Here is a 14,683-nt window from a genome sequence, read left to right as displayed (position 1 = left end):
CTCATTGCTATCAAGTTACGGTTTTTTAAGACTTCTTAAGCAAAAGATTTATTTCTCTATGATTAGTAATTTTGAGAAATCAGTTTACTTTTCTTAAGTTGATAGGTATGGAATCACCATATCAACAAAGGCAATTGTACGTTAATACATATTTTAGGAACAGGTTAATTAACTCACTGTTCACTATCCATCTGGTATTGTTAAATATATTAAACCACCTCCTGATATTCGCGAGGTGGTTTATGTCTATTTATTCACAATTCTATTATATGAATTAACGGTTAATACATAGTAAAGAAGGTAGATCACGCCATATGTTGTCACAGCATACATAAATGAAATGATATCATGCTGTATGTCCATGCTAAATTGTAAGGATACAGACATTGTTAACATGCCTGCATTTAGTATTCCAATAATTAACGGAAGAAGAAATACAAATAACGTTTGTTTTGCTATCGTAGTTCGTATTTCTTTTCTATTTACACCAATTTTTCGTAAAATTTCATAACGATTTTTATCTGAATGTGCTTCTGTTAGCTGTTTGAAGTAAATAACACTTCCTGTTGCCACTAGTAAAACTAATGCTAAAGAGCTAACTACAAAGATTTTCATTCCTGTAAGTGCCTTTATTTTTTTATGCTCTTCATAGAACGTACGCATATGCGTATCCTGCCCAGCTAATTTTATTACTATCTTAGAAGTTTCTTCTGTTGTTTTCTCATCTTCCACTTTATAAGCTTTATATGTGATTGGACTGACTTGTTTTGCAACAAGATTAAACATCGCATCGTCAATGACAATATATAAAAGCTCCGTTCCAGAGGCTAGTTGTATCGATTTTTTTTCGAGTTTCTCGAGTTTAAAAGTATAATTCCCCTCAGGTAGCTGAATATTCACTTGTTGTCCCGTGAAATTAGAAACTGGTTGGTTAAAAAGGTATTTTTTAAATGCGATAGCTTGCTCACTAGCTAGTAATGAAAAAAAGCCTCTTTTCTCGTTGAAAAGAGGCTTTTTACCGTATCATATTAAGTTATTTGGGTACTAGTAATAGTAAGTAATGTACTGGGATACAATTTATTTACTATGCAACTAAGTATAACATGTATATATTATAAAAGGCTGTGTCAAATTTACGAATAAATATAGTATCAAAAATACTTATAGCTAACTAAGTACTGAATTTAAACTATTTTCATACTTCTGCAGTTGACTAAAATTCAAATGAAACGTTAAATTGAGACTAATTATCCAATGTTCTTATCTCTTTGGGAGTATATTTGTATTTTTTATTTTCTTTCAACAATCTATAAAACTCATTTTTTAATACATTTTTTTCGCGCTCTAGTTTCTTTTGATGCTTAGTCAATTCATTTATACGCTTCGCACTTTCTTGTATTTTTAAATACATGCTCATGATTAACCTCCCAATAAGTTATGCTTAAATATATGAGGTTTTTGTACAAAAAATACGGTGAAATTTTTCCACAAAGGAAGCTTTTCTCTGGTAGTCATTATGGCCTTGCTATCTGGAGTTTGTGTAGAGATATAAAAACTTCATAGGAAAATTATCTTTACTTCATATCAGCTTAGATGCATGAGATAATTTATATGCATAATAACACTAAAAAGAAAGAGGTAAACAAGATATCACTTGAAACAAACATTTATTCTTTCTTTATTAGATGTACAACTGTGAATTGCTCATCATTCGGATTATAGTCGCATACAAGTAAAAAAACACAAATTAAATTCAGCACCGTACTCAAATAAGTACGCAAGTGTAAATAAAGGAAATTAGACATTTATACTTGTATATAAATTAACCGGTTCCTTATATGTTAAGGTACCGGTTGTTGACTTATTAAAAAAGTTATATTTTATTAATTACTTCTTGGGTCTTTAGATTCCACTTTACCTTCACTATATTCTTTAGCAGTACTGAATCCTGAATTCCCACTTTTAATAGATGAGGGTTGTCTTTGCTTCGGGCCAATCTCATCTTGAAATATATTTACTTGATCTTGGTTAGACTCACTTATATCTTCTTGAATAAATTCTCCTTATTCGTCTTTTAATAAAATCTGTTTTGGATTTAAACGAAGAATGGATAATGCCGGAAGAATCGTTCCTAGCATAGCGATTCCTAATCCAATCCCCCCTACTTTTCCTAAATCTTCAGTTGAAATACTTACCTCGATATTATCAACCGGATCTACGTCTGCAGCAGGGTTACCACTTAATTTTGCTATAGGATCTTCCGGTTTATCTTCATTCTTTGCTATTTCACTAGATAACAGATTATCACCCACTTTTTGAGAAACTTTCTCTCCTGTTGCTAAAGATAAACCAAAAGCTAATACAGCAATACATAATACCTCAACTAATAGTTGACCCATTAACTTCCACTTTTTCTCGCCTATAGATAACAAAATTCCCATTTCTTTTCTACGTTCCTTAATAGAGAGCATAATGATTAATCCTAAAATCGTTGCACCTGCAATAGACACCATAATTACAATCGTTTTCGAAAAAGATGCAATATTTTCGATTGGACCAATCATCTGTTTATAAACGTTATCTTGTGCATCTAATTCATAGTACGCTGGTAACCCCAATTTTTTTACTTCTTCTTTAAATGCATCAATATCCTTAGGATCCTTTAATGAATAGATTGCATTTTCCAGTGAATTCATAACAGAATACGGTACATATATTTGATTAGCAGGCTCTAATAAAGCAAAAGATTGTCCCCCAAAAGATGGAGCCTCTTCTTTAGACTCATATATACCTATAATTTCTAGCTCTTTCGTGGTAAGTTCCTCATCCATTACTTCACCTATCTGCAATTTATCACCCACTTTTAAATTGTTTTTTTCAGCTAGTTTTTTTTCAATCATAGCAACGTTTTTTCCTACTGTTTTTGACGTAATTCCCTCTCCTTCAACAAGTTTTAATTTTTTTTCTTGAGCAGCTTCTAATAAAGAAAAGTCTCTAACACCCTGTAAAGTGAAATTTAAATTATTATTTGCACCAAATGATTGAGCTCCTCCAGATGGTTCGACATTATGAAGCTCTTTCAGCTCAGCAATAACACTTTTTAGATAATTATAGTGATCTAAATACTTAGAGTTCTTTAATTTATCAGCTTCTTTTTTTTCGATACTTGGTACCTTTCTTGCTTCATTAGCATTTTGATTACTGTTTTGTTCTTCCAAATACTTATTTATATCGATTCTTAAGTTGATATCAGCTCCTAATTGTTGTCTAGCCAAATCCGTTGCTTTACTGGATGCACTTTGAATCGTAAAACCAGCGAATACCAAATTAGTAACAACTAGAAAAATAGCAAGTAATATAAGTGACTTTCCCTTTCTTGATTGTAAACTCAAAAATGATCGTTTGATAAAATTCATGTTCTCTAACCTCCTGGATGCCATAGTATTGTATCAATCTGGAGTTTATATGTGGATTATCTAAAGATTTGTGGAGTTTATATGAGTTTCTGGTGCAAAAACTTCAAGATAATTGCAAGTAACCTTTTTAATTTGGACATATAAACTGTGATTTAGACAATAACCTTGCCACTTTGGCAAATTTATGCTTACAACGATAAAATTTTAAATCCATCATAAAACCGCTTAAAATTATAAAGGCATTAAAAATAAGGTTTTACCAAACTAACTTAATAACACTTAATTATAGAAGCATTATCGTACAATATAACTTAAACTAACTTGCGGAATAACTTACTTTAACTTAATATATTCTTATGGAGGTTACTTATGAATCAAGAAGAACGATTGATACGAGTCTTTAATTATTTAGAAACAAATAAAACTATGAATATAAAAAAAATGTGTGAAATGTTTCATATCTCAAGAGATACTGCAAGAAGAGATATAGTAAAACTTTCAAAAAACAAAGCAATAGTTAGAACTTATGGCGGAGTGGCTTTAGCTACTTTTCATAAGAAAATTGATACTTATCAAGTGCGGTCAAAGACTGAATTAGAAACGAAAAAATTGATTGGAATGAAGGCTGCAAATATAATTGCAAACAATGACATGGTTTATTTAGACGTTTCAACAACTGTCAACTTTGTAGCGCAACATTTACAATCAAAGAACGTAACTATTGTGACGAACTCTATTGATACTGCTTATATGTTAGCTCACTCTGAAGATACGACTATTCACCTTTTGGGAGGAACTTTAAATAAGGTTTCTCGACATACTACGGGGACTTCGACCACTGAAAAACTCAAAGATTATCACTTTGACAAGGTATTCATTGGAACCGCAGGTATTACAGAAGACGGGATATACTATGGTTTTGAAGAAGATATTTATTTCAAGCGTGAATTAATAAAGCATGCTGATCAAGTTATTTTAGTGGCAGATCACACTAAATGGAATCAGCGACGAAATTATAAGGGTTTAACGCTTGAATCTATAGACACATTCATTACAAATCAAGTTATGTCTAATGATTTATATAACACTTTGAAAGAAAACGGTGTTGAAGTAGTTATTGCAAGTGAAGATTAAAAAATCGGGAGGATTTATTCTGATTACATCTCTTATTTTTGACGTAGACGGCACAATTTTAGACACAGAAAAAGCAATACTAAAATCCTTACAAAAAGTTTTAAAAGAAGAACTAAAGGAAGATTATGCGTTACAGGATTTAAGATTTGCATTAGGGATTCCCGGAAAAGAAACCTTAAAAAAATTAAATTTTAAAAATATAGACGTTGTTCATCCGAAATGGGCCAAATCTGTACTAGATTTTTCTCATGAAGTCTCCGTGTTTGAAGAGTTAGAAAAAATTATTAAAGAGTTATCTTTTAGTAAAATAAAGCTTGGTATTGTTACATCAAAAACTAAGCAAGAATTAATAGATGAGTTCGAGCCATTTGATCTAAGCGGTCATTTTGAACGTATAATTTGTGCGTGTGATACGGATAAACACAAACCACACCCTGAACCATTATTAGCTTGTTTGAAACAATTAGATGTTCCAAATAATGAGTCAGTATACATCGGAGACTCTATATACGATATGCAATGTGCGAAAAGTGCTGGTGTTAAATTCGCACTCGCTTTATGGGGTTCAAAGACAAAAAAAGGTTTTGAAAAGGCTGATTATGTATTAAATACACCAAAAGATATTTTAAATTTAATTTAACCAAGCTCGAGTCTAATAAAGAAATTAAGTTACTCACTAAAAAGTCGATTTCTTAACGTACAGGAAATCGACTTTTTATTTATAGGATTAGCGAAAGAAATTCGGTTATTGTTGGTGCTATCTTTCAGTGAAGGCTTTATTGATATTCTAGTTTTTTTTAGCTAAGAACACGTTAACTCTAGTTGTCTTTATGGTTTATATTAAAATTTCGGCAATTTTATGGGTTAACAATTAACTTACGGCTAATTAATAGATAAAATGATAATCAAAGTATTAGCTTGATAGGAATAGAGTAACATCACTTGCCTATCAACTTAATATTTTAAACACCCCCATAACAAAGTTTTTCTCTCTACAGTTATTTATGTAAACGCCATTGACTAATTTATTTATAGACAATGCCATTCAACCAAAATAAAAAGGCCTAGATTGATCATATTTTAAGATTTATTTCCATAGTTGAAAGTAAACCTCATTTACAAATTCATTTGTTTCATAACCATTTTTAACTATAGCAAATACGGTGTCATATATTCACTGAATTGTTAAATCAAATATATATTCAAAATCTTCTTCGTCACCGGATAACAGACGGTCTATCCAGTTGCTTATATTGTCATTACTAGCCAAACAGGCAACCTCCTTAAAATTGATTTCACTATATATTGGACAGTAATCATGATAAAGTTCCAAGTTTGATAAAAAATATATATTTATCATCTCTTTAGAAATATATAGATTACGTTAAGCAATTAGGATGGTGTAAATTCCAGTAAATCCAATGTTTCCCATTTAAATGTGATAGAATAGAAAGATATCTAAAGAGGAGGAAAAACAACTGAACTCAAACACAAAACAGTTTATTTATGATATCCAGAAAAGAAAGAACAATTATATGGAAGATGTATTAACAGCAATACAACACCCTAAAAAAGAGCAATCTGTACAGATCATTCAAAATATAGTAGAGAAGATGGATATGATGATTAGTTTAGTTACTACCTACATGACTATTGAAACAGAATCTATGAAAGAATTAAAAGAACTTCAGGAAGAAATTATTCATGCACAAGCTTATATTCAAAAACGAAAATTTGAAGAAACACAGAGATAAAACCCTGTGTTTTTATCCAGCAGTCTATGACGCCAATCTTTTATGAATCAAACTAGATGTAATTTGATTCTCAATTTAACTCGCGTTATGGAGTTTTGAGAATCCCTTAGCGTATAAAAACGTTAAAATGTGCGTGCTCCCCCTTTGTAACCTTAAAATTCATTCCAGCAATTCCTTACAACGTATATTTATATATGCAAACTCTAATTACAGACAAAGGGAGAAGAATGTTTATTATTCTCCTCCCTCGGTCTATTAACAATACTTGATTATAGCTCTGTAACCTTTTTTATTCATCACGTATTATTCTACGAATAGTTTAAGGTATAAGTACTTCTTATTTGATATTTAGTGCTGATTCACTGAAAACATATATTCTTTGTATGTTTTTCGTGTGGATAAAATAAGCCCCATCATTAACATGTTCGAAAATAAAGAGCTTCCTCCATATGATAAAAATGGAAGTGCAATACCTTTGACAGGCATTAATCCCACAATCATACCGATATTTTGAAAAAATTGTAACATTAGAACGCCTACAATTCCTGCACATAGTAAGGTGCCGAATAAATTATCTGCGGAATTACCAATTATAAGTATTCGGGAAAGCATTAAGAAGAATATACATATTATAAAAGTGGCAACTATAAAACCGCCTTCTTCGGCAATTGTGGCAAAAATGAAATCAGTATGTTTTTCTGGAATATAAACATTACCAGAACCGAGGCCTTTTCCTTCTATCCCCCCACTACCAACAGCTAAAATTGATTGTTGAGTTTGATATCCCTGATCTGTATGCTGAAATGGATCTAACCAGCCTAAAATTCGCGATTGTTGATGGGGCTTTAATAAAGTAACTAACTTATTGAAGAAAATATCTGGATATTTTAAGTATATAAATATTAAAGCAGACAATACAGTCATCGGAATTCCTGCACATAGTACGATTAACTTTTTTTGGATTCCTGACATAAATATAATACATGCAATGGCTGCTATATATAGGAACACCATTCCCGTATCGGGTTGACTATATACAAGTAACGCAGGTGGAATAGTTATCAAACATATTTTACCAATCAAAAGTAAATCAGTTTGAAATGTCCGTGCCATATACTGTGCATTATGTTTTACGACTAAACTTGCGGCCAGAAGAATTAAGGCAAGCTTAAAAAATTCAGCTGGTTGAATAGCACCAATAATCGGAAATCTAAACCATCTTTTTGCCCCTAATATTTCAGGTGTAAAACTTGACACTGGTAATACCTTTAAAATGATAATTGAGATGAACCCCACAATATAAATCGGCCAAGCTAATTTTTGTAATTGATCTAAATCGATATTGGCAACAATTAATAATAGAACAAAACCTATGGCATAATTTACCATTTGTTTCATAGCAAAATTTTGGTTACCATATTGCCCGGTTTGCTGACTACTGTATATTGCAACGATACTGGTGACACATAATATGAATAAAATGAATATTAGTTTCTTATCTAATTTTTTAAAAAAAACTATTTTCCCCACCATTTCACCCCCCTGGACATTGTGGTATTTACTTTTTATAGGAACTATCCTGTTTTTTTATGTGTACATTAACATTTATTAATATAATTTTACAATAATAAGGAGATATTGAACATTCTCAAAATTATCCATACTGATTAGACTACTTTAAAAAGGTGAATGATTAGTGTAGATAAGGAAATTTTATTTAAATGGAGACATTATCAGCCTAATATTATTTTGTTGAACGTGAAATGGTACCTACGGTAAAACCTAACCTCTCGTGACTTGGTGGAGTACTTTTTAAATCTTGCCTACTTTGCATGAGTTACTCCAAACTTATCTGAACCAGACATGTAGTCAGACTATTTTTAGAATACGGGTATCACTATGACCTGATTTAATAAATCTCTCACATCAATCTTAAAATTCAAGTTATAAATTTTCTGAATTATAACTTGAATTTTTTCGGAGAATTTCTTCAATAAGCTTCGCTTTTTCATTCACCTTTGTTGCATATGTGAAATCACCATAACAATATGGATACCTAAAATTTTTTTTATTTCCACCACAAGTATACATTTCTGGATTTTGATCAACTTTCATCTTAGAAAAATTTTTGGCCAAATCTTCCGAGTGTTGTTTAACCTCTTGACTAGCAATAAAATCAATATACCCTGGTCCCATATTATAGCTTTGAATAATTGTCTCTATACTTACATTTTTTTCCATTCCATATTTGTACATTTGAGCAAAGTGTTTTACCCCTTGTTTAATGCTCAAGCTTGTCTCTTTTATTTCATTTGGCTTTAATCCAAGCGATTCAGAAGACTGCATAGGATCGTTGCCCTCACCTCTACTCTCTTGGTACATAATTCCTAATAAAACCGCTGTTTTGCCTCCTAAATTATATTTTTCTAATTCTTTTTTCAAGGTGGGCTCGTATTGCAATAAACGTTTTTCCGTAGCAACCTCTTTATTTCTTTGAATATTGGTTTTATGCTTAACATAAAATATTCCAAGCATGGTTCCTAAACCTAAAATACTAATATAGAATAATATAATAAATCGTGTTTTAATCGTATCCTTCATATAATACTCCTCCTCGTATAAAAAGTTCGTACCTTTTTGGACTCAAAATTATTTCTTTTAGGTGTAAAGTTTAATATAGAAATTTAAAGAAAAACAAACGCCTGAATTGGAGGATTTTTCAAGGCGGGTTATTCTTTGAATCGTTTCCATACCCCTACAAGTGTCACACTTTTTTTTTGAACTTTGTTGTTCTTTGTTTTGCCCAATTGATACATTTCTTTTCAATTAAATGATACGATAATATAGAACAAAGTATTGTCGTTGTAATACATAAGATAAGAAGAAAAAGGGTAGGTATCTTTGCATACAAAAGTTTAAAGAGTACCATCGAGATTGGAAAATGACATAAATAGATACTATATGAAATTTCCCCTAAGTACACAAATACCCCCTTATTTAAAATAGCTTTTACCTTTAGGTTATTCATTGCCATAATGATTATTATACTAACACCAATTACGACACCCCAATCTTTTAATAGGAAAGCAGTATCACTACGAGAAATCAACAAAATTCCAGTAGAGTATACATATAGAAAGATTCCTAGTGTGATAAGAAGATTTCTATTTAAGTTTTTCATATTTCTATATAAGTGGGTAAGTTCTTCCTGATGCTTAAAAAGTAACATTCCGACCATAAACATAGATGTGAAATGCAGTGTATCGGCATAACCATTATAAAACCCCTCAGCTTTCCCAATATGCAACATATTAAGGAAAATACTAATTAAAGAAAAGCTCATAGCAAACAGTATCGTTTTCTTCCAACTCTGTTTATAAAACAGAAGGAAGAACAAGGGAAACACGATAGATATACGCATTTCTTGAGCTAATGACCAGATAACCGGATTATAATTATCCGTAAAAAAGTTATTAAGAAGTACAAAGTGATTCATAATATCTAATTTGGTTATTGGCCCTTGCCACTTATCATAGAACCAATCTCGTAGTCCCGTAACTTCATATGGTGAAAACAAAATAAATAAAGCAAAGGTGATGAATATCCAGAAATAATAAGGGATATAGATTCGTACAAATCGCTTAATTAAATATCCCCAATAATTTGTTTTTGAATGATAAAGTGCCATAGATAGCACAAAACCACTGAGTACATAAAAAATGATTACAGCTTCCCCACCAGCCCATAAAAACCTAAGAGGTGATAGTTTTATAGAATTAGGCAACGATGGTAGCATTAAACAAAAGTGCCCAAATACCACTGTAATTGCGGCTAAACCTCGTATTGAATCTAATTCGTTTATTCTCTTACTCATAAAGTGTTCTCCTTGTAAATTGTAGTTTTTGTTATTAATATAGATGACTATACTAGCGTGGTAAGCGAAGTAAATATATTGTGTTTATTTTTCGTTAAACTCCCGATATAAACGCTACAAAAAATTGTGTATCTTTTAAAGGGTTTTTTCATATTTATACATAAATTATAGAATAAATATAGAAAGATAAAAGAAATTTTATCTAAATTTTTTATTAAGGTTTTATTCTAATTTATTGACACACATAAACATATTTACGTATTTTAAAAGCTATTTTACTATTAATATAGACCACTATACTAGTACAGTTGGAGAATTGTACATATTGTGCTTATGTTTCTTTAAATTCCTGATATAAGCAGTACAAAGTCAATCTGTGCATCTTTTAAAGAGAATTTTCCTCTTTAAGCATGAATTATATAATAATAATTATTAAAAATTTCATTCTAGAACATCGTATTGTCGTTTAGAAAGCATTATAAAACTCTTTTCTAAACCCTTGTTATAGTCTGTCTGTTTCTCTGTCCATTGAACACCCTTATTGCCAGGCCAACCTGAGGTATTAGCAACATGTTTTAATAGATCTGTTCCTTTTAAACTTTTCTATAAACCACGGTTATATGCAATTGTCATATTAGATATTGCAATTCGAGTATTGGCTTCTGCATTTTTCAAATCTTCGTTCGTTAAACCTCTCGGTACTAATCCACCTCGATGGAGTTGAAACAGTCCAAGGGATGTGCCCTGATTTCATCAAACTTGCTTTCAAGGTGCATATCCAAGCATAATTAGTGATTGAGTATGCACCCTCAATTTTTTGTTTATCTTTATTATTAATATATTTTTGTACATATGCGTTTTATATAGTGATTTCTAATAATAAGGAAATAAATAATTTGCATACAAATAAAGCTTACTAATACAACAATTGAGCTTTGAATAACGGACAGTTCCCTACTTACTGTTTGTCCTAATTGGTGAAAAGTTATAAATGCAAAACTGCTGTGAAGCATAGCCACTACTATTGGCAGGAAAAATAGTAACATCATTTGTCTTGTCACGATTTGCTTTAACTCACTTTGACTTAAACCTAATTTTGAAATCATTTCATACTGCTCTTGATCGCGTTCTAAATCAGTAAATAGACGGAAATATAAAAAGCTTAGTGTAAATACGAAAAATACAATTCCCACCATTACACTTGAAATAGAGAGTAATCCGTTTTGTTGTTTCAATTCAATCCATTTTAAATACAGTGATGAAAAGGAATAATAATCCTCTTGATTCGTACCAATGAACTTCATAAGTTTTGTAGAAATTGCACTTGTTTCAGGCCAATTTTTTATGATAAAACCGTATATGGTGTAATCTCGGAGTACGCCTTCTTGTTGTACATTTAGAACTTTACTGTAAACAGCATCAGAGACAATAAAAGGGTTGTCAATCTCGGCGAATTCTGGGATATAAATTGTTTTTTGAACAGAAAGTGGTACTTCTAGTTCACCATGTTTTAATTCCAATGTTTTTTGATCCTCTGCACTTGTGGGATTTTTCTTTGGTAGTATAGCGATACTTTCAGTTTCATTTGTTAATTTTTCTATTTCATACCCTAATTTTTTAGCGTATTCATTATACGTAGAAAGATTAATTAACACCGGACCGTTTTGTGACCTTTTAAATTTTGTTGCTACAAGTTTATAAGAAAATCCAGATTCTTTTAATTGTTTCTTTATCTCTTCAATATGGGGTTTTTCTTGTGTATTTCCATTATCCGATCGATAGGTAAATGCATATGGCGTCGCACTTTTTGCCAATTCAGGATTTGCGATCGCCCTACAAACTCCAATTGCTGTAAAAGATACAGCTGATATAATTGTAACGATAAAGAACGTTCTTGCATTATCTTTCATTCGATACATTAATTCTGAAATAACAAGGAGATTGGTTCTTTTAAAGAATGTAGTTTCCCTATTTTTTAAAGTGTGTAACACATATACACACAATTGAGTAAAGAAAAAATAAGTTCCAAATACAATAAATACGACACCTACTCCTACGAGTAGGAATAATTGGTTCAAAGTCATGTAATTTACAGCGGCAATACTGTGGTGAACAGCGGAGTAACCCGCTCCAAATAAAATAAGTACCAACAAGGATATAGAGACTGACACTATTGGCTCAGTTTTTGGTTTTTCATCTGATTTTATGAGTTCTACAAGCTCATTCATTTTCACCATTTTTAATGTAAACAAAGAAATAAGTAGAAATAAAACAATAAAGGACATTGCTGTTACTAGCATTGCCTTTAAAGGAAAGTAAAATGTTAACGTTTGTTCTACTCCTAATAAAGACCCACTAACTAGTAAAAACAATTTAGAAAAAACCATTCCAAGTCCGATTCCTACTACTATAGAAGGGATTCCAATCAACATATTTTCGAAAAAAATTAATCGATGAAGCTGTTGATGAGACATTCCATGTAACATTAATAATCCAAACTCTTTTTTTCTATTTTTTAAAAATGCACTAACAGAATAGAAAATAAATAAGAAAGAAAAGACAAAGATTAAGTAATAAGATAAATGAAATCCTATTTTCCCAAATGTACTCATGATGGTACTTACATGAGTTAGTTCGCCTTGTAGGTTCGGATGAAAGATAAGTAGCCCATAAGTGAAAAAAACCAATACCGCAAATGTACTACTAAAAAAATGACCTAGATATATTCGTTTATTCCGTAAAACATTATTGAATGCCAGCTTTCGAAAAGTCATGTTTATTCCCTCCTAACATAGAAAGACTATCCATAATATTTTTATAAAATAATGGGCGATCACCATTGTAGCAAACTTCATTGTATAACTGTCCATCTTTAATAAAAATAATGCGGTCACAGAAACTTGCAGCAACTGGATCGTGCGTTACTAACATCATTGTTGCCTTTTCTTCTTTATTTAATAGTGTTAATATCTCCATTACGTCTTGAGAGGCTTTAGAATCTAAGTTTCCTGTCGGCTCATCTGCAAGTACCAATTTAGGAGAGTGAATGAGTGCACGGGCAATCGCTGTTCGCTGTGCTTGTCCTCCTGATATTTCATATGTTCGTTTATTTAAGATTTCGTTGATTCCTAATTTTTTCGAAATAGATTCTACTCGTTTATTTATTCTCTTCACATTCATTCCATCTAATACGAGCGGAAGAACCATATTTTCTTTTACTGTTAAGGTATGCAACAGATTAAAGGATTGAAAGACGAATCCTAATTCCTGTCTGCGAAATACGGCCAAATCATTGGGTGATAGTTGATAAGGATTGTTACTATTAATGAATACACTGCCTGATGTTGGCGAGTCAATAGTAGAAATCATATTCAATAACGTTGTTTTCCCACTACCAGAAGGACCCATAATCCCAACAAATTCTCCTTCTGTAATTGTTAAATTAATATTTGAAAGTGCTGTATGTGAAACCTTGCCTGTGTATTCTTTACTAAGATCTGTTACTTTTACTATTTTCATACGAGAAATTCCCTCCAAATTTACACACTAAGAATGAGCGTTGATAGATGATGCCTGCCAACATTTTTATTTTTTTTAAAATACGAGTAATTTACCATTAATTGTTGGTCTAGTTTCGTATTTCCTTATTTAAGCTGTAATACTTGGTCGAATGTTTTAAGCACTAAAATAACTTGATATTGCATCACAGGTATTTCATGAATGTTTCTGTTATTCATTGTAGTAGTAAGATTGTTTTTCTCATATTGAATTGCCTTACATTTTACTTACATGCTTGTCATGTTTCTGAAAATACAGTTTATAAGGTCCTCGGCAATGATTTTTTGGGGGGAGGTAACAAAGAGGGATTTTTTATATGCACTTTACTATACCGAACTAGATTTCGGTATAGTTTTTATTTGCAATTCATTGTGTCTTCTTTACCAAACACTTATAAAAATCAATAGTATGAACTAAACTACTGGGTGAAAGTTTACATCCGATTTTTTGATCATTTATAGTTTGTTTTGCAATAAATTTCTCAATATAGATATACTTATCAATTATGGTTTTAACATTCAAAATTAACAAAAATCTAAGAATTATAAAAATATGATGGTTATTCCTTTTGTTTACTCCTTGTGCTAAAGATAACTTTTTTTACATAGTAAAGATTCAATATTTTTCACGCAATCTCTTAAAAATCCACATTTTTTTGTAAACGTTACATATACCTATATATGGGCGACCGAAGAATTTTATTTTTTCATGAAGAGATAGGGAATTCTATCGCCTTTTTATAGAAATTGTCGTGTGAATCGAAAAGGAATTGCATACAACCTTGATTGTCTATCTGTCATAGAAGGAAAATGTAGAAAAACTATTCAAGTTGATGGATGCGGTCCTATCGAATGTTTACCGGATTATGAAATCAATTGTCATCATGTTGTTGTTTCAGATTTTAAAGGGGTACGGCAACGATTCTTTACTTTTTGAGCCACTCAAAA

The 14,683-nt window shown here is 31.2% G+C and carries 11 protein-coding genes and 4 pseudogenes; 5 read left to right on the top strand and 10 right to left on the bottom strand.

The window, feature by feature from the left end; translation table 11 throughout:
• Nucleotides 1-246: 246 nt before the first annotated feature.
• The 3 genes and pseudogenes from MHH27_RS29355 to MHH27_RS29345 form a co-directional block, all read right to left on the bottom strand.
• Nucleotides 247-969 (bottom strand): annotated as a pseudogene (locus MHH27_RS29355) (ABC transporter permease); the annotation flags it as partial.
• 274 nt (nt 970-1,243) lie between these two features.
• Nucleotides 1,244-1,417, bottom strand: coding sequence for a hypothetical protein (locus tag MHH27_RS29350; protein WP_340945201.1), 174 nt, complete (start codon nt 1,415-1,417; stop codon nt 1,244-1,246).
• A gap of 646 nt (nt 1,418-2,063) precedes the next feature.
• Nucleotides 2,064-3,416 (bottom strand): ABC transporter permease, encoded by a 1,353-nt coding sequence (locus MHH27_RS29345; RefSeq protein ID WP_340945198.1) that lies wholly within the window; start codon nt 3,414-3,416, stop codon nt 2,064-2,066.
• A 369-nt stretch (nt 3,417-3,785) separates the two neighbouring features.
• Here MHH27_RS29345 and MHH27_RS29340 point away from each other — a divergent pair, with 369 nt between their 5' ends.
• Nucleotides 3,786-4,550 carry a DeoR/GlpR family DNA-binding transcription regulator gene (locus tag MHH27_RS29340; protein ID WP_340945195.1) on the top strand — a complete coding sequence of 255 codons (765 nt, stop codon included), beginning with the start codon at nt 3,786-3,788 and terminating at the stop codon, nt 4,548-4,550.
• Between the two features lie 19 nt (nt 4,551-4,569).
• On the top strand, nt 4,570-5,190 hold the full coding sequence (locus tag MHH27_RS29335; protein ID WP_340945317.1) for an HAD family hydrolase: 621 nt from the start codon (nt 4,570-4,572) through the stop codon (nt 5,188-5,190).
• 388 nt (nt 5,191-5,578) lie between these two features.
• On the opposite strand, the pseudogene MHH27_RS29330 reads toward MHH27_RS29335, so the two are convergent.
• A pseudogene (locus tag MHH27_RS29330) lies at nt 5,579-5,820 on the bottom strand (sigma-70 family RNA polymerase sigma factor); the annotation flags it as partial.
• 208 nt (nt 5,821-6,028) lie between these two features.
• On the opposite strand from MHH27_RS29330, the gene MHH27_RS29325 reads away from it, so the two are divergent.
• Nucleotides 6,029-6,304, top strand: a complete 276-nt coding sequence (locus MHH27_RS29325) for a hypothetical protein (protein WP_340945315.1) — start codon at nt 6,029-6,031, stop codon at nt 6,302-6,304.
• A gap of 348 nt (nt 6,305-6,652) precedes the next feature.
• Here MHH27_RS29325 and MHH27_RS29320 read toward each other — a convergent pair whose 3' ends face one another.
• A complete protein-coding gene (locus MHH27_RS29320) occupies nt 6,653-7,837 on the bottom strand; it encodes an FtsW/RodA/SpoVE family cell cycle protein (protein WP_340945192.1) in 1,185 nt (394 codons plus the stop codon).
• Nucleotides 7,838-7,993: 156 nt separating this feature from the next.
• Here MHH27_RS29320 and MHH27_RS29315 point away from each other — a divergent pair.
• Nucleotides 7,994-8,080 (top strand): annotated as a pseudogene (locus tag MHH27_RS29315) (IS6 family transposase); the annotation flags it as partial.
• Nucleotides 8,081-8,248: 168 nt separating this feature from the next.
• On the opposite strand, the gene MHH27_RS29310 reads toward MHH27_RS29315, so the two are convergent.
• From MHH27_RS29310 to MHH27_RS29290, 5 genes and pseudogenes are all read right to left on the bottom strand, one after another.
• The gene (locus MHH27_RS29310; RefSeq protein WP_340945191.1) at nt 8,249-8,905 is read right to left on the bottom strand and encodes a lysozyme family protein; all 657 of its coding nucleotides are present in this window, start codon (nt 8,903-8,905) and stop codon (nt 8,249-8,251) included.
• Between the two features lie 163 nt (nt 8,906-9,068).
• Complete coding sequence (locus tag MHH27_RS29305) at nt 9,069-10,178, bottom strand: acyltransferase family protein (protein WP_161114217.1); 1,110 nt, start codon at nt 10,176-10,178, stop codon at nt 9,069-9,071.
• A gap of 441 nt (nt 10,179-10,619) precedes the next feature.
• A pseudogene (locus tag MHH27_RS29300) lies at nt 10,620-10,928 on the bottom strand (transglycosylase); the annotation flags it as partial.
• Nucleotides 10,929-11,011: 83 nt separating this feature from the next.
• Nucleotides 11,012-12,952 (bottom strand): FtsX-like permease family protein, encoded by a 1,941-nt coding sequence (locus tag MHH27_RS29295; RefSeq protein WP_161114216.1) that lies wholly within the window; start codon nt 12,950-12,952, stop codon nt 11,012-11,014.
• Nucleotides 12,924-13,697 carry an ABC transporter ATP-binding protein gene (locus tag MHH27_RS29290; RefSeq protein WP_340945184.1) on the bottom strand — a complete coding sequence of 258 codons (774 nt, stop codon included), beginning with the start codon at nt 13,695-13,697 and terminating at the stop codon, nt 12,924-12,926. The genes MHH27_RS29295 and MHH27_RS29290 overlap by 29 nt, the downstream gene beginning before the upstream one ends.
• Nucleotides 13,698-14,489: 792 nt before the next feature.
• Here MHH27_RS29290 and MHH27_RS29285 point away from each other — a divergent pair.
• Complete coding sequence (locus MHH27_RS29285) at nt 14,490-14,672, top strand: hypothetical protein (protein ID WP_161114214.1); 183 nt, start codon at nt 14,490-14,492, stop codon at nt 14,670-14,672.
• Nucleotides 14,673-14,683: the final 11 nt, after the last annotated feature.

Source organism: Bacillus sp. FSL L8-0152, assembly GCF_038006365.1.
GTDB lineage: Bacteria > Bacillota > Bacilli > Bacillales > Bacillaceae_G > Bacillus_A > Bacillus_A cereus.
The sequence above is the reverse complement of the archived record's forward strand: the minus strand, read 5'-3'. Positions and strand labels throughout refer to the sequence as shown.

Bases quoted from the DNA above. Each gene is read 5' to 3' on its own strand.
- MHH27_RS29350 (WP_340945201.1), bottom strand. From the start codon at position 1,417: ATGAGCATGTATTTAAAAATACAAGAAAGTGCGAAGCGTATAAATGAA.
- MHH27_RS29345 (WP_340945198.1), bottom strand. From the start codon at position 3,416: ATGAATTTTATCAAACGATCATTTTTGAGTTTACAATCAAGAAAGGGA.
- MHH27_RS29340 (WP_340945195.1), top strand. From the start codon at position 3,786: ATGAATCAAGAAGAACGATTGATACGAGTCTTTAATTATTTAGAAACA.
- MHH27_RS29320 (WP_340945192.1), bottom strand. From the start codon at position 7,837: ATGGTGGGGAAAATAGTTTTTTTTAAAAAATTAGATAAGAAACTAATA.
- MHH27_RS29310 (WP_340945191.1), bottom strand. From the start codon at position 8,905: ATGAAGGATACGATTAAAACACGATTTATTATATTATTCTATATTAGT.
- MHH27_RS29305 (WP_161114217.1), bottom strand. From the start codon at position 10,178: ATGAGTAAGAGAATAAACGAATTAGATTCAATACGAGGTTTAGCCGCA.
- MHH27_RS29295 (WP_161114216.1), bottom strand. From the start codon at position 12,952: ATGACTTTTCGAAAGCTGGCATTCAATAATGTTTTACGGAATAAACGA.
- MHH27_RS29290 (WP_340945184.1), bottom strand. From the start codon at position 13,697: ATGAAAATAGTAAAAGTAACAGATCTTAGTAAAGAATACACAGGCAAG.